The organism is Xanthomonas bonasiae (assembly GCF_014836395.1).
Classification (GTDB): Bacteria; Pseudomonadota; Gammaproteobacteria; order Xanthomonadales; family Xanthomonadaceae; genus Xanthomonas_A; species Xanthomonas_A bonasiae.
On sequence record NZ_JACSQX010000003.1, the window covers coordinates 64,901 to 89,837 of the forward strand.

A 24,937-nucleotide genomic window follows, 5' to 3' on the forward strand; every position below is an offset into this window, starting at 1 on the left:
GCGCACGGCAGGTACAACGATGCTTCTGCCCATCGCCGCAACCGCGTGCGGGGCGCCGGCGAGACCCACACGATGAGCGACTCCGAGCACGCGCCCGGCCATGCGGCGCGCCGCGCGTTCCTGAAACAGGGCGGCGCCCTGGCCGCCATGCTGCCGTTGCTGGGCCTGCCCGCATTCGGCCGTACGCTGGCCGCGCCGCTGCGCCCGGCCCGCTCGCCGCTGGTGCCGCCGGCGCAGACGCTGCGGATGCGCTACGCCAGCGCGGCCAACGAGGCCGACGTGTTGCGGCAAGGCCTGCCGATCGGCAACGGCCGGCTCGGCGCGCTGGCCGGCGGCGCGCCCGAGCGCGACTTCCTGTACCTGTCCGATGCCAGCCTGTGGACCGGCGGGCGCAACGACGTGCTCGACGCGCAGGGCCAATTTCCCTACGAGAAGGACAACTTCGGCAGCTTCGTGATGCTGGCCAAGCTGTATCTGGAACTGGACGGACACGCGCCTGCGCAGTTGCGCGATTACGCACGCGAACTGGACCTGAGCAACGGCTGCATGCGCGTGCGCTACGCGTTGGGCGCTGCGCAGTTCACCCGTACCGTGTTCGCCAGCCATCCCGACGACGCCATCGTGATCCAGCTCGACCAGCGCGGCGGCGGCCGCCACAGCGGCCGGCTGCGACTGGTCAGCGCGCATGCGGCGCCGGTGCAGGGCGATGCCAGCGGACGGCTGGGATTCTCCGGTGCATTGGCCAACGGTCTGCGCCATGGTGCGAACGTGCAATTGATCGCGACCGACGGCATTGTGGAACTGCAAGGCGACACGCTGCACTTCCGCGACTGCAGCGCGCTGCGCATCATCGTGTGCGGCGGCAGCAACTATGTGCCCGACCCGGCCAGGAACTACCGCGACCCGGACCTGGATCCGCAGGCCCTGGCGCGGCAACGTTGCGACGCGGCGGCGAAGCTCGCGCCCGAGGCCTTGCTGTACACCCATGTGGCCGACTACCGCGCCCTGTTCGACAGCATGCAGGTGGACCTGGGCCGCTCCAGCCCGGCGCAACGCAAGCTCGATCTGTGGGAGCGGCTGCAGGCCCGCGCCGCGGCCGACACGCCCGACCCCGAACTGGAAGCGCTGTACCTGCAGTTCGGCCGCTACCTGACCATCGCCGCCTCGCGCGACGCGCTGCCGATCAACCTGCAGGGGCTGTGGCTGGAGAACAACGATCCGCCGTGGATGAGCGATTACCACAGCGACGTCAATCTGCAGATGAACTATTGGCTGACCGACGCGGCCGGGCTGGCACCGTGCTTCGACGCCCTCGCCCGCTACTGCCTGGCGCAGTTGCCGGCATGGACGCAGATCACCCAGGCGCACTTCAACGACCCGCGCAACCGCTTCCGCAATACCTCCGGCAAGGTCGCCGGCTGGGCGGTGGCGTTCTCGACCAATCCGTTCGGTGGCAGCGGCTGGTACTGGCACCCGGGCGGCAACGCCTGGCTGTGCGACAGCCTGTGGCAGCACTACGAATACACCCAGGACCGCGCCTACCTGGCACGGATCTATCCCTTGCTCAAGGGCGCCTGCGAGTTCTGGCAGGCGCGGCTGATCGAGCTGGAGGTGACCGGTGCCGATGGCCGCCCGCAGCGGCGCCTGGTCGACGATCACGACTGGTCGCCCGAGCACGGCCCGGAAGACGCGCGCGGCATCGCCTACGCGCAGGAACTGGCCTGGAACCTGTTCGGGCAATACCGCCAGGCCAGCGCGCTGCTCGATCGCGATGCGGCCTATGCCGCGACCGTCGCCGAGCTGCAGCGGCGCCTGTACCTGCCGGAAATCAGTCCGAGCAGCGGGCAACTGCAGGAATGGATGTCGCCCGACGACCTGGGCGAGGCGCACCACCGCCACCTGTCGCCGCTGATGGGGCTGTATCCCGGCCATCGCCTGCATCCGGACCTGGCCCCGCCGGAGCAGGTCGCCGCGGCGCGCAAGCTCCTGGAAGCGCGCGGCATGCACAGCTTCGGCTGGGCCTGCGCCTGGCGTGCGCTGTGCTGGGCGCGGCTGGGCGAGGCCGAGCGCGCCTATGCGCTGGTCGCGACCAACCTCAAGCCGTCGATCGTGCACAGCAACGGCACCGCGCCGAACTTCTTCGACATCTACGACCTCAGCCAGCATGGCGACCCCACCCTGGGCGGCGTGTTCCAGATCGACGCCAACTTCGGCACGCCCACCGCGATGCTGGAGATGCTGCTGTACTCGCGGCCCGGCCATATCGCGCTGTTGCCGGCGCTGCCCAAGGCCTGGGCCGAACGCGGCCGGGTCACCGGCATCGGCGCGCGCGGCGGCTTCGTGGTGGACCTGGAATGGCGCGCCGGCAAGGCCACGCGGATCGCGCTGCGCAGCGTCGGCGGTACCCGCACCGAGATCGCGTTCAACGGCACGCGGCGCACGGTCGAGTTGGCGAAAGGTGGACGTTTGCAGGTGCTTTGAGGACGCTGCCGACGCATCGTCGGGCAGCGCGATGGCAAGTGTGGGAGCGACTTCAGTCGCGACGGGCGTTACCGGGAAGGCCCGTCGCGACTGAAGTCGCTCCCACAGGGATCGCCACCCGAAGCAGCGAAAATCAGTGCCGCACCTGCCCTTCGCCGCGCACCACGAAGCGCTCCACGGTCAGCGCTTCCAGGCCCATCGGGCCGTAGGCGTGCAGGCGCGTGGTGGAGATGCCGATCTCCGCGCCCAGGCCGAGTTCGCCGCCGTCGGAAAAGCGCGAGGAGGCGTTGACCATCACCACCGCCGCGCGCAAGGCCTGCACGAACGTCTCGGCGTTGGCCGCATCGGCGGTGGCGATGACTTCGGTGTGGTCCGAGCCGTAGTGGCGGATGTGCGCGATCGCCGCGTCCAGGTCCGGCACCACGCGGATCGCCAGGATCAGGTCGAGGTATTCGGCGGCATAGTCGGCGTCGCTGGCCGCGTCGATGTCCGGCAGCAGGTCGCGGCTGGCGTCGTCGCCGCGCAGGGCCACGCCGCGCGGCTGCAGCGCCTGCGCCGCCAGCGGCAGGAAACGCGCGGCGACGTCGGCGTGCACCAGCAGCGTCTCCAGCGAATTGCAGGCGGCCGGGCGCGTGGTCTTGCCGTCCACCAGCAGCTTCACCGCCAGTTCCAGGTCCGCCGAGGCGTCCACGAACAGGTGGCAGACGCCCTTGTAGTGCTTGATCACCGGCACCCGCGCGTGTTCGGCGACGAAACGGATCAGGCCCTCGCCGCCGCGTGGGATCGCCAGGTCGACGATGTCGTTGAGCTGCAGCAGTTCCAGCATGGTCTCGCGGCGCAGGTCCTCCACCAGGGTCAGGGCGTCCTCGCCGATCCCCGCCTCGCGCAGCGCGCGCCGCAGCGCGGCGGCGATCGCGGTGTTGGAATGGATGGCCTCCGAGCCGCCGCGCAGGATCACGCCGTTGCCGGCCTTGATGCACAGCGCCGCGGCATCGGCGGTGACGTTCGGACGCGCCTCGTAGATCATCGCGATCACGCCTAGCGGCACCCGCACCTTCTGCACGCGGATGCCGTTCGGGCGCACGTCGTCGCGGGTGACCTGGCCGACCGGATCGGGCAGCGCCGCCACTTCGCGCAACGCCGCGGCGACGCCGGCCAGGCGCTTGCCGTCCAGCGCCAGCCGGTCGAGCATCGCGCTGCCGACGTCCCTGGCCCGCGCCGCCTCCAGGTCGCGCGCATTGGCGGCGAGAATCGTCTCCGCATCCGCCTCCAGCGCCGCCGCCATCGCCTCCAGCAAGGCCTGCTTGGCCGCCGAGGACAACTGCGCCAACGCCTGCGCGGCATCGCGGCATTGCAGGGCTTGGGATCGGATCGTGCTCATTGAAGGTTCCAGTGGTTAGGCGGGACTCGGGACTCGGGACTCGAAAAGGCTGCGCGAGCGGCGGGAATCGTCAAGCTGTCGGGCGAAACGCGTCGAAACATTTGCGCGATCGCTGCAACGACGCAACGCGATTCCCTTTCGCGCGACGTCGCACCAGTCTCGCGCGCTTACACCGAGTCCCGAGTCCCGAGTCCCGAATCCCGGCTCTCGAATCCCGAGTCCCGAATCACCACCAGATCGTCGCGGTGAATCACATTCTCTCCATAGCTGTACCCCAGGATCGACTCGATGTCGCGCGAGTGGCGGCGGGCGATGCGGCGCACGTCGGCGGCCGAGTACTGGCTGACGCCGCGCGCCAGGCAGCGGTCGCCGCCGGTGTCGCGCAGGCGCACTTCGACCATGTCGCCGCGGCGGAAGTCGCCTTCGGCGCCGGCCACGCCGCCGGGCAGCAGCGAGGCGCCCTTGTCGGCCAGCGCGGCGGCGGCGCCGGCGTCGACCAGGATCGCGCCGGGTTCGACCGGCACCTGGCGCAGCCAGTACTTGCGCGCGGCGATGCGGGTGCGCGCGGGATGGATGCGGGTGCCGCGCAGGCGGTCCTGGGCCAGGCCGCGCACCACCTCGGCGCTGCGGCCGTTGAACAGATAGGTCTCGATGCCGGCGGCGCCGGCCTTGGCCGCGGCCTCCAGCTTGGTGCGCATGCCGCCAGTGCCGACATGACTGCCGCTGCCGCCGGCCATCGCCAGCACCGCCGCGGTCAGCTCCGGTACGTCGTCCAGCGGCTGCGCGTGCGGATCGCTGCGCGGATCGGCGGTGTACAGGCCGTCGATGTCGGTGGCGATGAACAGCGCGTCGGCATCGACCAGCGCGGCGACGATCGCGGCCAGGTTGTCGTTGTCGCCGAGCTTGAGTTCGTCCACCGACACGGTGTCGTTCTCGTTGACCACCGGCAGCGCGCCCAGCCGCAACAGCTCGCCCAGGGTGGCGCGCGCGTTGAGATAGCGGCGGCGGTTGCGCAGGTCGTCGTGGGTCAGCAGCACCTGCGCCACCGGGCGCTCGAAGAAGCGCTGCCACAGCGCGATCAGCTGCGCCTGGCCGAGCGCGGCCAGCGCCTGCCGCGCGGCGATCGCCGCGCCGGCCTCGGCCGCGCGTGGCAGGATCGCGCGGCCGGCGGCGACCGCGCCGGACGACACGATCACCAGTTCGCGCCCGGCCGCCAGGTTGGCCGAGACGAACTGCGCCAGCCCCAGCGCATAGCGCGGCGATAGTCCGCCGCCGCCATCGGCGGCGAGCAGGCTGCTGCCGACCTTCAGCACCGCGCGCCGCCACGGCGGCAGCGCCTGCTCGACGAACGCCGATGCGCCAGCCGTCACGACGCTCATCGCGGCCGCGCCCGGCTCATTGCGCGTTCCATGCATGCACGCTCAGTTCGGACGCGTCCTCGATCGCCAGCGGATCCTCGGCGACGATCGCCCGCGCCTGCTCCAGGCTGGCGACGTTCTTCAGCAGATAGGCGCCGCCGCTGCCGTCGCCGAAACCGCCGGCCAGTTCCAGCAGCCCGCGCGCGCGCAACGCGGCGAGAAAATCGCGATGCGGCTGGACCACCGACGGCGGAAAGTCCGGCTTGCGCATCGCCATCACCAGGTACAGCGTCATCCTGCTTCTCCTCGATCGACTACGTCACCATCGGGCCGGCGTGGCCGCCCGCCCTTCCCGCACCGCCTGCCAGCGGCCGCTACCGACACTAACGCACCACAGCCGTGCGTGTCGCCGCGAAGTAGCGCAGCAGGCGCCGCATCTTGTCCTGCGCCGCAGCGTCGCCGCCCTCCTCGTCCATCCAGCTGGCGTCGGCTTCGGGATGCGGGCCGGTCAGCAGCACCGTGCCGGCACCATAGCCGTAGCGGGCCATGGCCACGTCGCCGTTGCGGTAGTGGGCGATCGGCGCATAGCCCGACGCGGCCTTGCCGGTGAAATACGGACCGTCCTGATAGTAGAAGCGTTCCAGCGTCCCGTCCCAGCGCACATCGATCGTATGGTCGCCTTCGTCGTCGATGCCCGAACCCGGGCGCCCGACTTCCGATAACAGCGCCACGTCGATCAGCCCGATCCAGTCGCGGTCGGCGAGATAGGCGCCCATGCACAAACCGAGGAAGCCCTTGCCGCTGCGCACGAACGCGCGGATTGCGCTGGCGCCGTCGTCGCCGATGGCGGCATAGGCGGCAGGGATATCCTGCCCGCCGCCGGGCTGGATATACAGGTCGAATCCGCTCAACGTGCGCGCGTTCACCTTGAGCGGCTCGCGCTCGCCGACATAGGCGAGTTCGAGCTTCAGGCCGCTTCCCTGCAACGCTTTCACCACCATTTCCGAACAACCGCGGCAACCGGCCTTGCCCCGGTACACCGCCACCTTCAGCGCGTCGCCGGCTGCCGCCTGCGACGGCAGGGACAACGCCAGCAGCAGCGGCAACAGCAACGTCGCCAGCGCGGCCCAGCGATGGCGCTTGGGTGCCTGCGGCAGCGCGGTCGATCGGTCCATGCGTTCTCCTTCCGGTGCAACCCGTAAACCCGGCGTGGCAGCGTACGGCCTGGGCCGCGCCGGCCTCAGCCGGCCAACGCGTCCCAGCGCGATTGCAATTCCGCCAGCCGCAGGTCGGCGGCGGCACCGGGCGAGACCCGCGCGGCCAGGCTGCCTTCCGGCGTGCGCCCCTGCCCTGCGCTGGCCGCCGACGCGGCGGCGGCCTGGTAGGCCTCGCGGAACGGCACGCCGGCCAGCGCCGCCTCGACCGCCACATCGGTGGCGTACATGCCCGAGTCGATCGCCGCGCGCAACCTGTCCTCGCGCCATTCCAGGTTGGCCAGCAACGCCGGCAGCAGTTCCAGCGCGGCCAGGCCGCGGCCGAAACCGTGGAAGATCGCGCCCTTGCTGCTCTGCAGGTCGCGGTGGTAGCCGGACGGCAGCGACAGCAGTTGTTCGATTTCGGTGCGCGCGGCGGCCACGCTGGCGTGGGTCGCGCGCATCAGTTCGATCACGTCCGGATTGCGCTTGTTGGGCATGATCGAACTGCCGGTGGTGTACTGCGCCGGCAAGGCGACGAAACCGAATTCGCCGCTGGTGAACAGCGACAGGTCCCAGGCCAGCCGGCGCAGGTCCAGGGTCGCGCTGCCCAGCGCTTCCAGCGCGGCCATCTCGAACTTGCCGCGCGACAGCTGCGCGTAGATCGGGCTGACCTGCATGCGCGCGAAGCCGAGCGCGGCGGTGGTGTGCTCGCGGTCGAGTTTCAGATTGACGCCGTAGCCGGCGGCGGTGCCGAGCGGGTTGGCGTCGATCAGGCGCAGGGTGTCGTGGGCGCGGATCGCATCGTCGATGAAGGCCTCGGCCCAGCCGGCCCACCACATGCCCGCCGAGGACACCACGGCGCGCTGGATATGGGTGTAGCCCGGCAGCGGCAGCGCCTGCTCGGCCTGCGCGCGGTCCAGCGCGACCTTGGCGATCTCGCGGCTCAGCTGCGCCAGGTGCGCCAGCCGTTCCTTCAGCCACAAGCGGGTGGCGACCAGGATCTGGTCGTTGCGGCTGCGCCCGGTGTGGATCTTGCGGCCGGCGTCGCCCAGGCGCTCGGTGAGCCGCGCTTCGATCGCCGAATGGCCGTCCTCGAAGCGCTCGTCGAGCACGAACGCGCCGCTGCGGAAATCCTCGGCCAGGATCGCCAGTTCGCGCTGCAGCCCGGCCAGTTCGTCGGCCGACAGGATGCCGATGCGCTGCAGGCCTTCGGCATGCGCGCCGCTGGCGGCGATGTCGTGCAGAAAGAATTCGCGGTCCAGGATCACGTCGTCGCCGGCCAGGAAGGCCTGGATCTTGGCATCGACGGCGACGCCGGGTTTTTGCCAGAGGAGATTGGTCATTTTTGGGGGGAATCGGGAATGGGGAATGGGGAATCGAAAGCCGTCGCTTGCTCTATTTCGGCGCGCGTGACCGACCGGGCGATGTCGAGGTGGGCGCGCTTCGCGTCGTTGTCCGGGGTTCCGAGTCCGGGCGGCAAAGAAGCCTCATTGCGGCTGCCCCACCACCGGGATCGAGGTCAGCTCGTCCAAGCCCAGCGCCAGATTGAGATTCTGCATCGCCTGCGTCGCCGCGCCCTTGAGCAGGTTGTCCAGGGTCGCCACGACCACCAGGCGCTTGTTCCCCGGGGCCAGGGTGAAGCCGCCGATCTGCACGCCGTGCTTGCCGGCGATGCGGCTGACCCACGGCGCGTCGTCGAGCACCTCGATCAACGGCTCGCCGGCGTAGCGCTCGCGGTAGCGGCGCTGGATCGCGTCCAGCGCCAGCGGTTGCTGCAGCCACAGGTTCACGGTCATGGTGATGCCGCGGAAATGCGGCGCCACGTGCGGCATGAACTCCACCGGCACGCCCAGGTGCGTGGACACTTCGCGCTCGTGCATGTGGTCGGTCAGCGCGTACGGCATCAGGTTGTCGCGCAGCAGCTCGGGGTTGTTCTTGTCCGATGGCGTGGTGCCGGCGCCGGAATAGCCGGACACGCCGAAGCACTGCGGCGGCCCGGCCAGCTGGTCGAGCAGCGGCGCGATCGCCAGCTGCATCGCGGTGGCGTAGCAGCCGGGATTGCTGATCCGCTTCTGCCCGGCATAGCGGCCGCGGGTCAGTTCCGGCAGGCCGTAGTACCAGCCGGGATCGAAGCGGTAGTCGGCCGACAGATCGACGACGATGGTCTCGGCCGCCGCCGCATCCAGCGCCGCGACGTAGGGCGCGGCCTTGCCGTTGGGCAGCGCCAGCACCACCGCCGCGGCACCCTTGGCCGCGACCGCATCGACGTCCAGATTTTCGTAGCGCAGCTCGCCCTGGTAGTCCGCGCTGTGCTCGGCCACGCGCTGGCCGGCCAGTTCGCGCGAGGACACGAAGGCCAGGTGCAGGTGCGGATGCGCGGCGACCAGCTTGATCAGTTCGGCGCCGGTATGGCCGCGCGCGCCGACGATGCCGACGCCATAGGTCTTGGAAGTCATGTATGCGAGTCCAGGCGGAACTGCAGGTGGCGTTTCACCCCGGCCCATTCCGTATCGATGATGGAGAACACCACGGTATCGCGCGGCGTGCCGTCGACGTGGCGCTTGTGGTTGCGCAGCACGCCGTCCTGCTTGGCGCCGAGGCGGGCGATCGCCGCGCGCGAGGTGTGGTTGAACCAGCTGGTTTCGAAGCCGACGCTGATGCACTGCAAGGTCTCGAACGCGTATTGCAGCAGCATGCGCTTGACCTCGGTGTTGACCCCGCTGCGCTGCACGCGCGGCGCGTACCAGGTGTAGCCGATCAGCAACGTCGGCACCTCGGCGTCCAGGCCGTAGAAGCGGGTGCTGCCGACCACCTCGCCGGCGGCGTCGCGCACCGCGAACGGCAGCACGCGGCCCTGCGCCTGCACGTCCAGCGCGGCGGCCACGTAGCCGTCGACCTTGTCCGCAGCCGGCACGCTGGTGTACCACAGCCGCTCCAGGCCGCTGCCGTGCAAGGCCGTGCGCAACGCGTCGGCGTGCGCTGCCCGCAACGGTTCCAGCGACGCATGCCTACCCTGCAGGCTCGGCACCTCGCGCCACAGCGCAGGCAGCAGGTCCATGCTCATCGCGATCAGCCCAGCAAGGTCGGCGTGCGGGTGGCGCAATGCGCCACGCAGTGCTGGATCTGCTCGAAGTTCTCCAAGCCGTACCAGAACACCTTCCACTTCTCCTGCTTGAAGCAGCCGTCGGATTCGGCGTAGTAGAAGATGTTGACCTGGTTGTTGTGGCGCGAGCGCCAGAACAGCTGTGGGGTTTCCTCGCGCATCACGTTCCACACCGCGCGGCCCAGGCCTTCGCCCTGCGCGTCGTCGAGCACCGCGAACTTGTCCAGGTAGGTGTAGCCGTCCTCGTTGGTCAGGATCACCGCGGCGCGGTAATTCTCGCTGACGTAGGCGCGCAGCAGCCGGGTCTTGTCGAAATAGTCCGGCACCAGGGTGCGGCCGAAGCTGGATTCGATCAGCGACTTCAGCCGCTGCGTGTCCAGCTCGCCCCACGCGGTGGCGCGCAGCACCTTCTCGCCGCGCCGCACCAGCGTGCCCGAACCCTTGTGGGTGAACAGTTCCTTGGCCAGGTCGGCCGGGCGCGTGATCGACACCGACGATTCCGGCGGCAGGCGGTCCAGCAGATCCTTGATCTGCTCGATCTTGACCCGCATGCCGCCGTTGATCCACGGCTGCTGCATCAGGTGCGCGTACTCGGTGGACAGGTTGATCGAATCGATCACCTTGCCCTCCTCGTCGAGCAGCCCGCCGGTGCCGGTGAGGAAGATGATCTTGTACGGCTGCAGCTCCTGCACCAGTTCGTTGGCGGCGAAATCGGCGTTGATGTTGAGGATCTGGCCGCTCGGGGTTTCGCCCAGGCTGGTGATCACCGGGATCGAGCCGGCCTGCAGGCTGGCCTCGATCGGCGCCAGGTTCACCGCCTTGACCTCGCCGACCAGGCCGTAGGTGTCGCGATCCAGGTACTGCGCCTCGAACACCCCGCCGGTGATCGAGGTGGCGCGCGCGCCGTTCTGCTGCAGCGCTTCGACCAGCTTGAGGTTGGAGGCCTGGAACACCTTGCGCACGATCGCCAGCGCTTCCGGCGAGGTCACCCGCAGGCCGTTGACGGTCTGCTTCTCGATGCCGGCGGCCGACAGCTCCGCATCCAGCTGCGGGCCGGCGCCGTGCAGCACGATCGGGGTCAGCCCGACTTCCTGCAGGAACGACAGCGAGGAGGTCAGCGCCTCCAGATCGTCGCGCAGCACCGCGCCGCCGACCTTGACCACGGCGAAGCGCTTGGCATCCAGCTGCGAGAAGCGCTTGAGGTACTGGCTGATCTCCTTGGCGCTGGCCATGCTCGAGAGCAGGCGGACGATGGTCTGGCGGGTTTGCTTGTTGGCGTGCATGGCGGTGATGGCGGTTCCGTGATCCGGGATGGAAGGGCCGTGGCCCCGGCGGCGCGTGCTCAGCGCACGCCGTTGATGATGCGGTCCACCGAGGTGGCGTAGCGCTGCAGCTGCTGCAGCGTCACGAACTCGTCGGCGGTGTGCGCCTGGGCGATGTCGCCCGGGCCATAGACCAGCGCGGTGTAGCCGCCGGCCGAGAACAGCGAGGCCTCGGTCCAGAAGTCCACCGCATTGCCGATGGGCAGGTGCAGCGCATCGGCGACGTCGCGCGCGGCCAGGCGCTTGTCCTCGGCGCGGGCGATCTCTCCGGAAGGCAGGCTCGGCCCGCGGAAGGTCTCCTCGAAGTGCGCGGCGGCCGGATCGGCGAAACCGGCGAAGGTCGCCAGCAGCGCGTCCACGTCCATCGACGGCAGCGGCCGGAAACCGAACCGCAGCTCCGCGGCCGGCGCGATCATGTTGGCCTTGATCCCGCCCTCGACCCGGCCGATGTTGAAGCGCAGGCCGGTCAGGCCGCCGAAGCGCGCATGCGCCAGCGACTCGACATGGTCCAGGGCCTTGCCGCCCCAGCGCATCGCCTGGTGCAGCGCGCTGGCCGACGGATCCTGCTTGCCCGACGCATGTCCGGCGCGGCCGGCGAAGCGCATCAGCACCGAGCTGATGCCGCGATGCGCCAATACCGCTTCGCTCATCGTCGGCTCGGCCACCAGCACCGCCTCGTAGGGAATGCGGCGTTGCAGGAACGCGGCGATGCAGCGCGGATCGTTGGCTTCCTCGTCGCTGGAGAACAGGAACGCGGCATCGCCGTCGCCGGCATTGGCCGCCGCGACCAGCGCCGCGGCCGCGCCCTTGATGTCGCACACGCCCAGGCCGATCACCCGGTCGTCGGTCCGCCGCATCAGGTGCGGGTCGGCGCTCCAGTGCGGCGAGTCCGGCACCGTGTCCAGGTGCACGTTGAACAGGTACTGGGGCGCGCCGCGCACCGCGTACAGGCTGACCGCCCCGGCGCCGTGGTCGATCACCTCGACCTGGAACCCGGGCAGCTGCGCGCGCAGGTAGTCGAAGATGCCGCCGGTGCCGATCGCGCGCGGCGGATTGCGGGTGTCGAAGGACACCAGCTGGTGCAGGTGCGCGAGGGTGGGTTCGAGCAGATCGGTCATGGCGGGTCAGGCAGCCGTGGCGCTGGTGCGGTAGAGGTCGGGATAGGCGATTTCCATCAGCGACTGCGGCCGCGCCGGCGCGGCGAAGCCGTGCCGGGCGTACAGCGCATGCGCGTCGGAGGTGGCGAGCATGAAGCGGCGCAGGCCCTGCAGCTGCGGGTGGGCCATGATCGCCGCCACCAGCTGCTTGCCGTAGCCGCGGCCGCGGTACGCATCGAGCACGAACACGTCGGCCAGGTAGGCGAAGGTCGCCCCGTCGGTGATCACGCGCGCGAACGCCACCTGCCCTGCGCCCTCGACGTAGCCGCCGAAGCACAGCGAGCCGGCGATCGCCCGCTGCACCGTGTCCAGCGGGATGCCCAGGCACCAATAGGCCTGTTCGCTGAGGAAGCGATGGATCAGCGGCAGATCCAGTTCCTGCTTGTCGATGCTGATGCGCAGTGCGTGCATGGGTTCCATCAAGCCAGTTCCTTCTCCCACCGGGAGAAGGTGCCCCGAAGGGGCGGATGAGGGTACGGGCGAAGCCTAGTGAATCGAATTTCGCGCGAGCGGGTGAAGGTGCGGGGAAGCTTGCAGGTCGAAATGTTGCGAGGCTTCGCCCGCACCCTCACCCCAACCCCTCTCCCGAAGGGAGAGGGGCTCTATCCTCAGCGGTTGACCTGCGCGTACAGCGTGGAGCTCATCCCGAACAGCTTGATGAAGCCTTCCGCCTCGGCCACGCCCCAGTCCGCCGACTGCGCGTAGGTCGCGCCCTTGGCGTTGAGCAGGTGCGGCGACTTCACCGCCACCGCATCGACGCGGCCGCCGCGGGTTTCCAGCGTGACTTCGCCGTTGACCTTGGCCTGCGAGGAATCCAGGAACGCCTCCAGGTCGGTCTTCAACGGATCGTGGTAGAAGCCTTCGTAGACCAGCTCCACCCACTTGCGCGCCACCTCCGGCTTGAAGCGGTTCTGCTGCTTGGTCAGCACCGCATCTTCCAGCGCGCGATGCGCGGCCAGCAGCGCGATCAGGCCCGGCGCCTCGAACACGATGCGGCCCTTCAGCCCGATCACGGTGTCGCCGGTGTACATGCCGCGGCCCACGCCGTACGGAGCGAACAGCTTGTTGAGCTTGGCCAGCAGCTTGGCGCCTTCCAGCGGCTTGCCGTCCACCGCCACCGCTTCGCCGCGCTCGAACTTCAAGGTCACCGTCAGCGGCTCGATCGGCCACGCGCTGCGCGGCGCGCACCAGCCGCGGGTGCCCTCGCCCGGCGCTTCCCAGCGGTCGATCTCGCCGCCGGACATGGTCACGCCCAGCAGGTTCTCGTTGATCGTGTACGCCTTCTGCTTGGCGCGCACGCCGAAGCCGCGCTCCTCCAGATACTTCTGCTCGTAGGCGCGGGTCTGGGTGTGCTCCTTCTGGATCTCGCGGATCGGCGCGACGATCTCGTAGTCGCCCAGCGCCTTGACCGCCAGGTCGAAGCGCACCTGGTCGTTGCCCATGCCGGTGCAACCGTGCGCGATGATCTTGGTGCCCAGCTCGTCGGCGCGCTTGAGCGCGGCATCGACGATCAGGTACCGGTCGGACACCAGCAACGGGTACTGGCCCTGATAGCCCTCGCCGGCCCACACGAACGGCTTGACGAAGCCGCTCCAGATCGCCGGGCCGCCATCGACGGTGACGTGGCTGGCCGCACCCAGCTCGGCGGCGCGCTTCTCGATGAAGTCGCGCTCCTCGTCGTCCACACCGCCGGTATCGGCGAACACCGTGTGCACGGCGTAGCCCTTGGCCTGCAGATAGGGAATGCAGAAGCTGGTGTCCAGGCCGCCGGAGAAGGCCAGGACGATGTCCTTGGTGCCGGGATTCGGGATTGGGGATTCGGGATTGGTGGAAGCGGTTTGCTGCGACATGGGGGAATCTCTCTGCGGTTGACTAAATGGGAGCGGGGGCGGGATTCGACGTTGCGAATCCCCACTCCCGAATCACGAATCCCGGCGGCCCTGGCCTACCAGGGCCGCCATGATCGCCTTCTGCACATGCATCCGGTTCTCGGCCTCGTCGATGGCGATGCAGTTCGGCGAATCCATCACCGCGTCGGTGGCCTTGACGTTACGGCGCAGCGGCAGGCAGTGCGAGAACACGCCGTTGTTGGTCAGCGCCATCTTGCGCTCGTCGACGATGAAGTGCTGGTACTGGTCGCGGATCGGCTTCTCCGGCGCCCAGTTGCCGAAGAACGGCAGCGCGCCCCAGCTCTTGGCGTAGACCACGTCGGCGCCGGCGTAGGCGCTGTCGATGTCGTGGCTGACCTGCAGCGAGCCGCCGCTCTCGGCCACGTTCTGCGCCGCCCAGTCCATGTAGCGCTGGTCCAGCACGTAGTCCGGGGTCGGGCACAGCAGGGTCACGTCCATCCCCAAGCGGGTGGCGATGGTCAGCGCCGAATTGGCCACCGCGGTGTTCAGCGGCTTGGGATGGTAGGTCCAGGTCAGCACGTACTTCTTGCCGCGCAGGTCCTGGGTGCCGAAATGCTCCTGCAGCGCCAGCGCGTGCGCCAGCTCCTGGCACGGGTGGGTAATGGTCTCCATGTTGATCACCGGCACCGGCGAGTACCTGGCGAAGCTCTTCAGCACCAGGTCCTCGCGGTCCTTGGACCAGTCCACGAACTTCGGGAACGCGCGTACCCCGATCAGGTCGACGTAGCGGCCCAGCACCCGCGCCACCTCGGCGATGTGCTCCTCGGTGTCGCCATCCATCACCGTGCCCAGGTCGAACTCGATCGGCCACGCGTCCTTGCCCGGCTGCAGCACCACCGCATGCCCGCCCAGCTGGAACGCGCCCAGCTCGAAGCTGGTGCGGGTGCGCATCGACGGGTTGAAGAACACCAGCGCGATCGACTTGCCCTTCAGCTCGCTGCCCAGCCTGTTGCGCTTGAACAGCGCGGCCTGGGTCAACAGCGCGTCCAGCTCGGCCCGGCTCCAGTCCTGGGTGTTCAAGAAGTGCTTCAGAGACATCGATCCATCCTTTGCTGCGTGGAGCCACCGCGGTGGTGGCGTGCGCGGGACGCGCTGTAGTTCTTTACGGGTGAAACCTTTCCGGGGTATGAAAACAAAAAAACCCAGCCTCGGGCTGGGTTTTTCAGAACGAACGGCACAGCGCTCCGGTTACCCAGCCAGGATGTGGGATTCCGGTCGACGCGCGCGCGACGTCATGCCCGAAGCCATGCGTGCGGCGCTGAGATCGTGCTGGGGCAGGTTCGCTTTCATCGGCGCGCATCCTCGCACGCGCACGCCGCAGGCGCAAGCGCGCGCGCTCATCGCGGCGGCACCACGACCGCGTCGGGCACGTACGGCGCCACCGACACGCGGATACGCAGCCGGTTGCCCGGATCCTCCGGCAGCCGCGAGCGGTACTTGGTGCCCTTGTAGACATAGTCCACGTCGTAGGCGATCGGACGCCGGAACTCGCGGCCGACCTCGACGGTGCGGCAGTTGCGCCCGCTCGACGCCGGCGCCGGCGCGGCGGCGGCCGGCGCCGGTGCCTCTTCGTGGCGGCGGCTGAAGATGTCCTTGACCGAATCCATCAGCCGGTTCAGGCGGCTGTCGTCCTCCGGCTTGGCCGGCGCCGGGGTCGGGGCCGGCGTCTGCACCGGGTCGCATTGCTGTTCGGTGCGGGTGGCGCGCAGGGTCTGGTAGACCGGCTCCACGTTCAACACCTGCGCGTAGTCGAGCTTGACGTTCTCGATCACCACCACGCGGTTGCGCGCCTCGCTGTCCTGCGCCCAGGCCGGCGCGGCGCATGCGAACAGGCCGACCAGCGGCAACAACAGGTACGGACGCATCGGCACCGGGCTTCGAAGGACAGATCGATCAGTGTAGGCATCGCAGCTTGCGTCGGGCTGAACGCAAGCCTACGGCCCCGTGGCCTGTCCCGGCCTGTCCCGGACAGCTCCATTTCCGGCGCAGTTCGCACCGATTTCGTGCGTATGCCGACAAGAAAGCGCTAGGAAGACGACACCTGCGATGGCGCGGCGGCCGGCGCGCGCAAGCGCGGTTCTTCGGGTCGGGCCAGGCAGGTCGCCAGCCGGCGCGGTGCGACTGGACCTGGCCATGTCCGTCGCACGGCGCGCCGCCGCCCGCTGGCGACCTGGCGGACACGACGCGGCCCAGCCCGGAAGGGATGAGACGCCCTGGGCCGCTGCCGGTAGAATCGCAAGGCTTCCCCACGCCCGATGCCGATGAGCCTGCGCCTGCACAACAACCTGACCCGCCGGGTCGATGTCTTCGAACCGCTCGATCCGGTCGCCGGTCCCACGCTGTATGTCTGCGGACCCACCGTCTACAACTATGCGCATATCGGCAACGCGCGCGGCCCGGTGGTGTTCGACGTGCTGGCCGCCCTGCTGCGGCGCCGCTACGGCGCGCTGCGCTACGCGCGCAACATCACCGACGTGGACGACAAGATCAACGCCGCCGCGCAGGCGCAGGGCGTGCCGATCGCCACCATCACCGACCGCTTCGCCGCCATCTATCGGCAGGACATGGCCGCGCTGGGCGTGACCCCGCCGGACCTGGAACCGGAGGCCACCGCGCACATCCCGCAGATCGTGGCGATGATCGAGCGGCTGATCGGCAGCGGCCACGCCTATGCCGCCGAGGGCCACGTGCTGTTCGCGGTGGCCAGCTTCGCCGGCTACGGCAAGCTGTCGCGGCGCGACCCGGAGGAGATGCTGGCCGGCGCCCGCGTCGAGGTGGCGCCGTACAAGCGCGACCCGGGCGACTTCGTGCTGTGGAAGCCGTCCAGCGACGACCTGCCGGGCTGGGACTCGCCGTGGGGCCGCGGCCGTCCCGGCTGGCACATCGAATGCTCGGCGATGGCCGCCGCGCACCTGGGGCCGACCATCGACATCCATGCCGGCGGCGTGGACCTGCAGTTCCCGCACCACGAGAACGAGATCGCGCAGAGCGAATGCGCCCACGGCGGCGCCACCTTCGCCCGGTTCTGGTTGCACAACGGCATGCTCAACTTCAGCGGCGCGAAGATGAGCAAGTCGCTGGGCAACATCGAGACCGTGCACGACCTGATCGCCCGGCATCCGCCGGAAGCGCTGCGCTATGCGTTGCTGAGCGCGCACTACCGGCAGCCGCTGGATTGGTCCGATGCGCTGATCGAGCAGTGCAAGAACACCCTGGACCGGCTGTACGGCACCTTGCGCGCGCTGGACGCGGTCCAGGCCACCGCGTCGATTCCGCAGGCGATCGAGGCTGCGCTGGAAGACGACCTCAACACGCCGCAGGCGCTGGCCGAAGTGGCGCGGATCGCCACGGCGGCGCGGCAACTGCTCGCGCCGGCCGGCGGTCCCGACGCAGCGCGCGACGCACAGCTGCAAGCGCAATTGCAGCAGGCGAAGTCCGAGCTGCTGGGTGCCGGCCTGGCGCTGGGCCTGCTGCAGCAGACGCCCGAAGCCTGGTTCAACCGCGGCGTCGGCGACGGCGACGACGCGCGCATCCAGGCGCTGATCGACGAACGCAGTGCCGCCAAGAAGAACCGCGACTTCGCCCGCGCCGACGCGATCCGCCAGGCGCTGGCCGACGAAGGCGTGGTACTGGAAGACACCGCGCAAGGCGTGCGGTGGAAGCGCGGCTGAGCTCTTCCCTTCTCCCATCGGGACCACGGCCCCCTTTTCGGGGGAAGGTGGCGCGTAGCGCCGGATGAGGGTACGGGCGAAGCAACCGGCGTCGATTTTTCACGAGGCTGCGCCCGTACCTTCACCCCAACCCCTCTCCCGGGGGGAGAGGGGCTTTACCGCTTGATCTTGGATTTGCGATGACCGATACCGATTTCCCGCTCGAACATGGCGCTCGAAGACACCGCGCAACGCTGAGTCCTCCCTTCTCCCATCGGGAGAAGGTGCCCCGAAGGGGCGGATGAGGGTACGGCAGCGCCGATAGGACGGCGGGCGAAGCGGCTGCCGTCGATTTCTCGCGAGGCTGCGCCCCTACCCTCACCCCAACCCCTCTCCCGGAGGGAGCGGGGCTTTACCGATTGATTCTGGATTTGCGATGACCGATACCGATTTCCCGCTCGAACCCACGCCCGCCGACGCGCAGGCCGCCATCGCCGAGGAATTCGGCTTCTTCGGCGACTGGTCCGAGCGCTACCAGTACCTGATCGACCTGGGCCGCAAGCTGCCGGCGTTCCCCGAGGAGTGGAAGACCGAGCAGCACCGCCTGCACGGCTGCCAGTCGATGGTGTGGATCGTGCCCGAGGGCGATGCGCAGCGGCTGGTGTTCCATGCGATCAGCGATTCGGCGATCGTCTCCGGCCTGATCTACCTGGCGCTGCGGGTCTACTCCGGGCGCAGCGCCGCGCAGATCCTGGCCACCGCGCCGGACTTCGTCGCCGCGATCGGCCTGGGCAAGCACCTGTCGCCGACCCGCAGCAACGGCCTGGCCGCGATCCTGGCATTCATCCAGGACAGCGCGCGCGCGCAGGCATGAGCGCCCCGCTCCCGCCCGCACAGAGCCTGCGCACGCTGCTGGCGCATCCCGGCTTCGCGCTGGTGCTGGCCTATCGCATCTGCGCGATGCTGTCCTACCAGATCGTCGCGGTCACGGTCGGCTGGCACATCTACGAGATCACCCGCAATCCGTTCTCGCTGGGGCTGATCGGACTCGCCGAGATCCTGCCGTTCTTCTGCATCGCGCCGTTCGCCGGTTACCTGGTCGATCACCTGCCGCGGCGCCGGCTGGGCATGCTCGCCAGCCTCGGCCTGGTCGCGACCGCGGGCGTGCTGACCGCGCTGACCCACGGCTGGCTGCCGGTGCAGGGCGTGTGGCCGATCTACGCGGCGATCGCGCTGACCGGCGCGGCGCGGGCGTTCCTGTCGCCGGTGTACAACGCGTTGTTCGCGCGCACGCTGCCGCGCGACGCGTATGCGCGCGGCGCCAGCATCGGCAGCGTGGTGTTCCAGACCGGCATGGTGATCGGTCCCGCGCTGGGCGGGGTGTTGGTCGGCTGGGGCGGCAAGGGCCTGTCCTATGGCGTGGCCATGGCGGTGGCCGGCGTGGCGATGCTGTCGCTGTTGCTGCTGCGCGTGGCCGAGCCGATCAACGACGGCCCGCGCGCGCCGATCTTCCGCAGCATCGCCGAGGGCGCGCAGTTCGTGTTCTCCAACCAGATCATGCTCGGCGCGATGGCGCTGGACATGTTCTCGGTGCTGCTCGGCGGCGCGGTGTCGATGCTGCCGGCCTTCATCCACGACATCCTGCATTACGGTCCGGAGGGCCTGGGCATCCTGCGCGGCGCGCCGGCGCTGGGTTCGGTGCTGGTCGGGCTGTGGCTGGCGCGGCGCCCGCTGCAGCGCAATGCCGGCCGCATCCTGCTGCTGGCGGTCACCGGCTTCGGCCTGTGCACCATCGCCTTCGGCCTGTCGCGGCATTTCTGGCTGTCGGCGGCGATCCTGCTGGTCTACGGCATGTGCGACGGGGTGTCGGTGATCGTGCGTTCGACCATCCTGCAGCTGGCCACGCCGGATGCGATGCGCGGGCGGGTGTCCTCGATCAACGGCATCTTCATCGGCTCGTCGAACGAATTGGGCGCGTTCTACGACGGGGTCATGGCGCGACTGATCACACTGGTGCCCGCGGTGGTACTGGGCGGATGCGTGACCTTGGTCGTGGCCGGCGTTACCGCCTGGAAAGCGCCGAAGCTGCGCAAACTGGACCTGCGCGAACTGCAGTGACGGCGCAGTAGCCGCCGCGGCGCGCTCAGCGCGCCGCGGCGGCGTCCACGCGCTCGTCGGCGTTCCACGCCGCCGCGCAATCGGGCACGTTCGCCGGCTGGGTCAACCCGCCCTTGCCGGCCAGGAACCGGCAGGTCGCCGCGAACACCGCCGGCACCGCCTTGGAGCGGATCGGCGAGGCCAGCACGTGATTGCCGGCGCCGGGAAAATCCACCGCCTGGCGCAGCGCCGGCGGCGTGCCCAGTCGCGCGAACATCGCCTGCATCGCCGCCACCGACACCGTCGCGTCCTGATGCTGCGCGTCGCGATAGTAGTAGCCGAGGAACACCGGCACATGGATCCGCGCATAGGTCGCCGGCAGCATGCCGCCGCGGGTCAGCGCGGCCAGCGCGCGGTAGCCGTCGACATGGGTGGCGTCGGCCCAGTAACCGCTGTCGACCGGGTAACGCATGACCGGATCGCCGCCGTTGCGCGACCACAGCAGCAGCTGCGCCCCCCACGGCCACAGCATCGGCTGCAGCTGCTCGCCGTGCTCGCGTACCAGCGGCGACCACAGCACCAGGGCCTGCACCTGTTGCGGGTGCGCGGCCACGGTCTGCAGCGCCAGTGCGCCGCCCATCGAATTGCCGATCACCACCACGCGCCGGCCCAGCACTCGCGCCACCGCCAACGCCTCGGCGGCGCCGCCGAGCAGGCGCGGTGCATCGATGCCGCGCAAGGCGTCGGCGGCGACCAGCCCGTGCCCCGGCAAGCGCGGCAGATACAGATTGCAGCCGAAGCTGCGCGCCAGGCGTTGGTGGGTCGGCGCGCCCTCGCCCTGGCTGGCGGTGAAGCCGTGCAGATAGACCATGGCGCAGTCGCGGCGTCCCGGGTGCGCCGGGTCGGCCCAGACGATGCGCGCCTGATTGTCCGCACGCAGGCCGGCAGTGGTCCGCTCGCGCGCGTCCAGCCAGGCCTGCAGCACGAGCGGATCCTGCGGCACCGCCGGCAACGCGACCTGCGGCAGCGCCGGGCTGACCCGCGGCCCCACTGCCAGCACCGCCAGCAGCACCAGCAGGAGCAACAGCGGCCAGCGCGCATAGCGCCAGACGCGGGACGTGCGCGCGCGTGGCGGCGGCGCCGCAACGGACACCGGTGCAGAGGTCATGCGCACCTGTCCGCAGCCTGCCGCGGATGGCGCCGCGCCCGCGGCGACCACAGCGGCGTGGCTTGCGTAGCGCCCTCGGCGCCGGCAGCACGGACCCGCCACGTCGCGAAAGCGTGCACGACCACGACGGCCACGTGCTGCGGCGGGCAGGAAAGGCGATTGGCGAGCATCGGCAGGCGGCGGCAGCGTGGCCGTCCGCCACGCGTCCAGTCTGCGGCGGCGGCATGACAGGCGCATTTAAACCCGGTCGCGGTCCGGCATGCGCGGCGAGGATGCAACGGCGCAACCTCGCCCTTTTCGGCTTGCGCCTGCACCGCCGCAGGCAGGTCCAGCGCATTTGTCTACAAGACGCGCAGAGCCCGCTCGCACACGCCCGCCTGCGCTGCAGCGACGTCGATTTGCTTGCGTCCCAGGGGCGAACTACGCACGCCGTCTCACTCGCCTGCAGCAGGCGGCGCATGCGCGCGCCATGGCCGGATCGCAGCGCCGCGCTGCCGAAAGGTTCGCGAAAGCCATGCCTGGAACCGTTGCGCCCGGACCAGCGGCAGGGTCCTTGACGGAACGCCAGGTTCGCCGCTTGCCTGCATTTTCCCGTGCGAAGTTCATACGGAGAGAAGTGAAATGGAAGGTTCGCTTTTTCGCAGCGAGGTGCTGGACGCACCCAGCCAGGCATGGCTGGGGACAGTGCGATTGGCCACGCCGGTCTCGACCCAGGCATGGACGGTCGCCGCGCTGCTCATCGGCGCCGCGATCCTCGCCTGGCTGTTCGCCGGACACTACACGCAGCGCGTCCACGTCACCGGCCTGCTGGTGCCGCGCGCCGGCCTGATCAGCCTGACCGCCAACACCGTCGGCGTGGTCGACCACGTCGCCGCCGCCGAAGGCGATCGCGTCGTCGCCGGGCAGATCCTGGTGTCCCTGTCCGGCGAACACACCAGCAAGGCGCTGGGCAATACCGCGGCCGGCGTCAGCACGCAACTGCAGCGGCAGGCCGTCAGCCTGCGCCAGGACATCGGCGATGCGCTCACCCTGCGCGACAAGCAGGCCGAGGACAACCGCGCCCAGCAAACCCTGCTGAAGGATCAGCTGGCGCAGATCGACGCGCAGATCGCGATCGAGAAGAAACAGATGGCGCTGGTCCAGGACCTGGTGAACAAGTGGTCCGGGCTGGTGGCCGGTGGCTACATCCCGGCGCTGCAGGTCGAGCAGGAACAATCGGCCCTGCTCGCCGACGAATCGCAATTGCGCTCGCTGCAGCAGCAGCACGCCGGCACGCGCCAACAACTGAGCGCGCTCGACGACCAGTTGACCCAGCTGCCGTTGGCGGTCTCGGCCAAGCTCAACGAACTGCGCCGGCAACTGGCGCAGGTCGAACAGGCGCTGGCCCAGAACGAAGCGACCCGCGCCAGCGAACTGCGCGCGCCGGCCAGCGGCATCGTGTCCTCGCTGCTGGTCAAGCCCGGCGCGTCGGTGTCGCTCGGGCAGCCGCTGCTGGCCATCGTGCCCGACGGTTCGCGGCTGCAGGCGCAGCTGCTGGTGCCCAGCCAGGCGGTCGGCTTCGTGCATCCGGGCGTGGAGGTCACCCTGCACTACCAGGCCTTTCCCTATCAGAAATTCGGCCTGCAGCATGGCGTGGTGCGCAGCGTCTCGCGCAGCGCGCTGATGCCCGGCGAGGTGACCCTGCTGCTCGGCGGCGGCACGCCGCCATCGACCGACTCGCTGTACCTGGCGCGCGTGGATCTCGCCAACCAGAACGTGCAAGCCTACGGGCAGCAGCAGCCGCTGCGCCCGGGCATGGCGCTGGAGGCGGACATGCTGCTGGACCGGCGCCGCATCGTCGAATGGATCTTCGAACCGCTGTACGGCATGGGGCATCGCTGGAGCAGCGGTTCGTGAGCCGCCACGCCGAGGATCGCAGCGCGAACGACGACAGCCTGCATGCCGCTCGCGCGCAGGGCACGCCGCGGCTGCGTTTCTGGCGCGCGCGCGGCCTGCCGAACGTGCTCCAGTCCGAAGCGGCCGAGTGCGGACTCGCCTGCCTGGCGATGATCGCCGGCTACCACGGCCACCATACCGACCTGGCCGCGCTGCGCCGGCGCTTCACCCCGTCGCTGAAAGGCATGACCGCGCGGCGCCTGATCGAAGTGGCGCACGCGCTGGGGCTGCAAAGCCGGCCGCTGCGGCTGGAGATGGACGAACTGGGCCAGTTGCAGACGCCGTGCGTGCTGCATTGGGATCTCGACCATTTCGTGGTCCTGCACGAGGTCGGCAGGAACAAGGTCACCCTGCACGATCCGGCCGTGGGCGTGCGCACCCTGCCGCTGGCCGAGGTCGCACGGCATTTCACCGGCGTCGCCATCGAGTTTTCGAAAGGCCCCACGTTCCAGCGCCAGCGCGAGGCGCCGCCGGTCTCGCTGCGCTCGCTCGCCGGTTCGATCCGCGGCCTGGGCCGCGGGCTCGCGCAGATCTTCGGCCTGGCGCTGGTGCTGGAGCTGTTCGCCTTGCTCGCGCCGCTGTTCATGCAACTGGTGGTGGACCAGGTCATCGCCGACGGCGACCACGACCTGCTGACCTTCCTCGGGCTCAGCTTCGCCCTGCTGATGGTGCTGGAAACGCTGGTCTCCGCGTTGCGCAGCTGGACGGTGATGTGGCTCAGCACCCACTTCAACCTGGGCTGGACCGGCAACGTGTTCCAGCACCTGATGCGGCTGCCGCACGCCTACTTCGGCGCGCGCCACCTCGGCGACATCGTGTCGCGCTTCGGCGCGATCGACGCGATCCAGCAGACCCTGACCACGCGCTTCGTCGAGATCCTGCTCGACGGGCTCATGGCCGGCATCACCCTGGTCGTGCTGTTCGTCTACAGCCCGCTGCTGTCGGCCATCGTGCTGAGCGCCGTGGCCCTGTATGCGGGCCTGCGGCTGCTGTATTTCCGCATCTACCGCGAAGCCAACCTCAGCCAGATCACGGTGACCGCCAAACAGCACAGCCGCTTCCTGGAAGCGGTGCGCGGGGTGCAGACGATCCGCCTGCACAACCAGGAAGCCGAGCAGACCGGGCGTTACCTCAATGCGGCGGCCGACACGCTCAACACCTCGATCGCGGTGCAGCGCCTGGACATGCTGTTCACCGCGCTGCAGGGCCTGGCCACCGGCGCGCAACGGCTGGGCGTGCTGTGGCTGGGCGCGTGGCTGGGGCTGAAGGGCCAGTTCACCGTCGGCATGCTGACCGCGTTCGTCGCCTACGGCGACCAGTTCAGCAGCCGCGTCGCCAGCCTGATCGATTACGCGATCGAGCTGCGCATGCTGCGCCTGCAGGCCGAGCGCCTGGCCGACATCGTGCTGACCGCGCCGGAAGCCTACGCCAGCAGCGAACACGTCGGCCCGCTGCCGGAACCTGGCGTGGCGTTCAACAAGGTCGGCTTTCGCTATGCCGAAGGCGAGCCGTGGATCCTGCGCGAGTGCAGCTTCGCGGTGCGGCCGGGCGAATCGGTGGCCATCGTCGGTCCGTCCGGCTGCGGCAAGAGCACCTTGATCCGGCTGCTGCTCGGCCTGCTCGACCCGCAGCAGGGATCGATCGAGATCGGCGGCATCGATCTGCGCCGGCTCGGCAAGTCGCGCTATCGCGCGATGACCGCCAGCGTGATGCAGGACGATCACCTGTTCACCGGTTCGATCGCAGAAAACATCAGTCTGTTCGACGCCCTCGCCACGCCGCAGGACATCGAGGACGCAGCGCGCCTTGCCGGCGTGCACGAAGACATCGTGGCCATGCCCATGGGCTATCACAGCCTGGTCGGCGACATGGGTTCCTCCCTTTCCGGCGGACAGCAGCAGCGTCTGTTCCTGGCCCGCGCGCTGTATCGCCGGCCGCAGATCCTGGTGCTGGACGAAGCCACCAGCCACCTGGACGTGGCCATGGAACGGCGGCTCAACCACGCCATCAAGGCGCTGAACATCACCCGCATCGTCATCGCGCACCGGCCCGAGACCATCGCGCATGCGGACCGTGTCATCGAGTTGTGCGAAGGGGCAGCCGTGACGCGTCCGCTGCCGCGCCACGCGGCTCCCATCGCAGCGACGTCGTCCATCGGAGACGCGCCATGAGACCACGC

At 69.6% G+C, this 24,937-nt stretch carries 20 protein-coding genes; 6 read left to right on the forward strand and 14 right to left on the reverse strand.

From position 1 onward, the window contains the following. Positions 1–72: 72 nt before the first annotated feature. Entirely contained in the window at positions 73–2,481 is a 2,409-nt protein-coding gene (locus H9658_RS05335; RefSeq protein ID WP_191824625.1) for a glycosyl hydrolase family 95 catalytic domain-containing protein, read from the forward strand. Between the two features lie 133 nt (positions 2,482–2,614). Here H9658_RS05335 and H9658_RS05340 read toward each other — a convergent pair whose 3' ends face one another. The 13 genes from H9658_RS05340 to H9658_RS05400 all read right to left on the reverse strand — a co-directional run bounded on the left by H9658_RS05340 (position 2,615) and on the right by H9658_RS05400 (position 15,773). Next, positions 2,615–3,862: a glutamate-5-semialdehyde dehydrogenase gene (locus tag H9658_RS05340; protein WP_191824626.1), complete on the reverse strand. Its 1,248-nt coding sequence runs from the start codon at positions 3,860–3,862 to the stop codon at positions 2,615–2,617. A gap of 167 nt (positions 3,863–4,029) precedes the next feature. Further along, complete coding sequence (proB, locus tag H9658_RS05345; RefSeq protein ID WP_191824627.1) at positions 4,030–5,241, reverse strand: glutamate 5-kinase; 1,212 nt, start codon at positions 5,239–5,241, stop codon at positions 4,030–4,032. Between the two features lie 16 nt (positions 5,242–5,257). Beyond that, positions 5,258–5,515: a YciI family protein gene (locus H9658_RS05350; RefSeq protein ID WP_179563951.1), complete on the reverse strand. Its 258-nt coding sequence runs from the start codon at positions 5,513–5,515 to the stop codon at positions 5,258–5,260. Positions 5,516–5,603: 88 nt separating this feature from the next. Further along, complete coding sequence (locus tag H9658_RS05355; RefSeq protein ID WP_225209776.1) at positions 5,604–6,326, reverse strand: hypothetical protein; 723 nt, start codon at positions 6,324–6,326, stop codon at positions 5,604–5,606. A 134-nt stretch (positions 6,327–6,460) separates the two neighbouring features. Further along, the gene (argH, locus tag H9658_RS05360) at positions 6,461–7,759 is read right to left on the reverse strand and encodes an argininosuccinate lyase (protein WP_191824629.1); all 1,299 of its coding nucleotides are present in this window, start codon (positions 7,757–7,759) and stop codon (positions 6,461–6,463) included. A 144-nt stretch (positions 7,760–7,903) separates the two neighbouring features. Beyond that, positions 7,904–8,872, reverse strand: coding sequence for an N-acetyl-gamma-glutamyl-phosphate reductase (gene argC / locus H9658_RS05365; protein WP_191824630.1), 969 nt, complete (start codon positions 8,870–8,872; stop codon positions 7,904–7,906). Beyond that, positions 8,869–9,480: a GNAT family N-acetyltransferase gene (locus H9658_RS05370; RefSeq protein WP_191824631.1), complete on the reverse strand. Its 612-nt coding sequence runs from the start codon at positions 9,478–9,480 to the stop codon at positions 8,869–8,871. Before H9658_RS05370 ends, argC begins: the two co-directional genes overlap by 4 nt. Before the next feature lie 5 nt (positions 9,481–9,485). Continuing rightward, positions 9,486–10,802, reverse strand: a complete 1,317-nt coding sequence (locus tag H9658_RS05375; RefSeq protein ID WP_191824632.1) for an acetylglutamate kinase — start codon at positions 10,800–10,802, stop codon at positions 9,486–9,488. A 59-nt stretch (positions 10,803–10,861) separates the two neighbouring features. Beyond that, the gene (locus tag H9658_RS05380; protein WP_179563945.1) at positions 10,862–11,959 is read right to left on the reverse strand and encodes an acetylornithine deacetylase; all 1,098 of its coding nucleotides are present in this window, start codon (positions 11,957–11,959) and stop codon (positions 10,862–10,864) included. 6 nt (positions 11,960–11,965) lie between these two features. Beyond that, the gene (locus tag H9658_RS05385) at positions 11,966–12,418 is read right to left on the reverse strand and encodes a GNAT family N-acetyltransferase (RefSeq protein ID WP_191824633.1); all 453 of its coding nucleotides are present in this window, start codon (positions 12,416–12,418) and stop codon (positions 11,966–11,968) included. A 188-nt stretch (positions 12,419–12,606) separates the two neighbouring features. Next, positions 12,607–13,848: an argininosuccinate synthase gene (locus tag H9658_RS05390; protein WP_191824634.1), complete on the reverse strand. Its 1,242-nt coding sequence runs from the start codon at positions 13,846–13,848 to the stop codon at positions 12,607–12,609. A gap of 72 nt (positions 13,849–13,920) precedes the next feature. Continuing rightward, entirely contained in the window at positions 13,921–14,946 is a 1,026-nt protein-coding gene (locus H9658_RS05395; protein WP_191824635.1) for an N-acetylornithine carbamoyltransferase, read from the reverse strand. 299 nt (positions 14,947–15,245) lie between these two features. Then, on the reverse strand, positions 15,246–15,773 hold the full coding sequence (locus H9658_RS05400; protein ID WP_191824834.1) for a hypothetical protein: 528 nt from the start codon (positions 15,771–15,773) through the stop codon (positions 15,246–15,248). A gap of 396 nt (positions 15,774–16,169) precedes the next feature. Between H9658_RS05400 and cysS the strand changes: the two genes are divergently transcribed. The 3 genes from cysS to H9658_RS05415 all read left to right on the forward strand — a co-directional run bounded on the left by cysS (position 16,170) and on the right by H9658_RS05415 (position 19,676). Further along, positions 16,170–17,579 (forward strand): cysteine--tRNA ligase, encoded by a 1,410-nt coding sequence (gene cysS, locus H9658_RS05405; RefSeq protein ID WP_191824636.1) that lies wholly within the window; start codon positions 16,170–16,172, stop codon positions 17,577–17,579. A 415-nt stretch (positions 17,580–17,994) separates the two neighbouring features. Further along, a complete protein-coding gene (locus tag H9658_RS05410; RefSeq protein WP_179563940.1) occupies positions 17,995–18,432 on the forward strand; it encodes a SufE family protein in 438 nt (145 codons plus the stop codon). Further along, positions 18,429–19,676, forward strand: a complete 1,248-nt coding sequence (locus H9658_RS05415) for an MFS transporter (protein ID WP_191824637.1) — start codon at positions 18,429–18,431, stop codon at positions 19,674–19,676. Before H9658_RS05410 ends, H9658_RS05415 begins: the two co-directional genes overlap by 4 nt. A gap of 25 nt (positions 19,677–19,701) precedes the next feature. Here H9658_RS05415 and H9658_RS05420 read toward each other — a convergent pair whose 3' ends face one another. Continuing rightward, positions 19,702–20,823, reverse strand: coding sequence for an alpha/beta hydrolase (locus tag H9658_RS05420; protein WP_191824638.1), 1,122 nt, complete (start codon positions 20,821–20,823; stop codon positions 19,702–19,704). Positions 20,824–21,444: 621 nt separating this feature from the next. Here H9658_RS05420 and H9658_RS05425 point away from each other — a divergent pair. After that, the gene (locus H9658_RS05425; protein ID WP_225209777.1) at positions 21,445–22,719 is read left to right on the forward strand and encodes an HlyD family efflux transporter periplasmic adaptor subunit; all 1,275 of its coding nucleotides are present in this window, start codon (positions 21,445–21,447) and stop codon (positions 22,717–22,719) included. A gap of 38 nt (positions 22,720–22,757) precedes the next feature. Then, complete coding sequence (locus tag H9658_RS05430) at positions 22,758–24,929, forward strand: peptidase domain-containing ABC transporter (RefSeq protein ID WP_406848110.1); 2,172 nt, start codon at positions 22,758–22,760, stop codon at positions 24,927–24,929. The last annotated feature ends 8 nt before the right edge of the window (positions 24,930–24,937 follow it).

Bases quoted from the DNA above. Each gene is read 5' to 3' on its own strand.
- argH (WP_191824629.1), bottom strand. From the start codon at position 7,759: ATGACCAATCTCCTCTGGCAAAAACCCGGCGTCGCCGTCGATGCCAAG.
- H9658_RS05390 (WP_191824634.1), bottom strand. From the start codon at position 13,848: ATGTCGCAGCAAACCGCTTCCACCAATCCCGAATCCCCAATCCCGAAT.
- H9658_RS05385 (WP_191824633.1), bottom strand. From the start codon at position 12,418: ATGGAACCCATGCACGCACTGCGCATCAGCATCGACAAGCAGGAACTG.
- H9658_RS05350 (WP_179563951.1), bottom strand. From the start codon at position 5,515: ATGACGCTGTACCTGGTGATGGCGATGCGCAAGCCGGACTTTCCGCCG.
- cysS (WP_191824636.1), top strand. From the start codon at position 16,170: ATGAGCCTGCGCCTGCACAACAACCTGACCCGCCGGGTCGATGTCTTC.
- argC (WP_191824630.1), bottom strand. From the start codon at position 8,872: ATGACTTCCAAGACCTATGGCGTCGGCATCGTCGGCGCGCGCGGCCAT.
- H9658_RS05420 (WP_191824638.1), bottom strand. From the start codon at position 20,823: ATGACCTCTGCACCGGTGTCCGTTGCGGCGCCGCCGCCACGCGCGCGC.
- H9658_RS05425 (WP_225209777.1), top strand. From the start codon at position 21,445: ATGGAAGGTTCGCTTTTTCGCAGCGAGGTGCTGGACGCACCCAGCCAG.
- H9658_RS05375 (WP_191824632.1), bottom strand. From the start codon at position 10,802: ATGCACGCCAACAAGCAAACCCGCCAGACCATCGTCCGCCTGCTCTCG.
- H9658_RS05400 (WP_191824834.1), bottom strand. From the start codon at position 15,773: ATGCGTCCGTACCTGTTGTTGCCGCTGGTCGGCCTGTTCGCATGCGCC.
- proB (WP_191824627.1), bottom strand. From the start codon at position 5,241: ATGAGCGTCGTGACGGCTGGCGCATCGGCGTTCGTCGAGCAGGCGCTG.
- H9658_RS05410 (WP_179563940.1), top strand. From the start codon at position 17,995: ATGACCGATACCGATTTCCCGCTCGAACCCACGCCCGCCGACGCGCAG.
- H9658_RS05380 (WP_179563945.1), bottom strand. From the start codon at position 11,959: ATGACCGATCTGCTCGAACCCACCCTCGCGCACCTGCACCAGCTGGTG.
- H9658_RS05340 (WP_191824626.1), bottom strand. From the start codon at position 3,862: ATGAGCACGATCCGATCCCAAGCCCTGCAATGCCGCGATGCCGCGCAG.
- H9658_RS05395 (WP_191824635.1), bottom strand. From the start codon at position 14,946: ATGTCTCTGAAGCACTTCTTGAACACCCAGGACTGGAGCCGGGCCGAG.
- H9658_RS05415 (WP_191824637.1), top strand. From the start codon at position 18,429: ATGAGCGCCCCGCTCCCGCCCGCACAGAGCCTGCGCACGCTGCTGGCG.
- H9658_RS05335 (WP_191824625.1), top strand. From the start codon at position 73: ATGAGCGACTCCGAGCACGCGCCCGGCCATGCGGCGCGCCGCGCGTTC.
- H9658_RS05370 (WP_191824631.1), bottom strand. From the start codon at position 9,480: ATGAGCATGGACCTGCTGCCTGCGCTGTGGCGCGAGGTGCCGAGCCTG.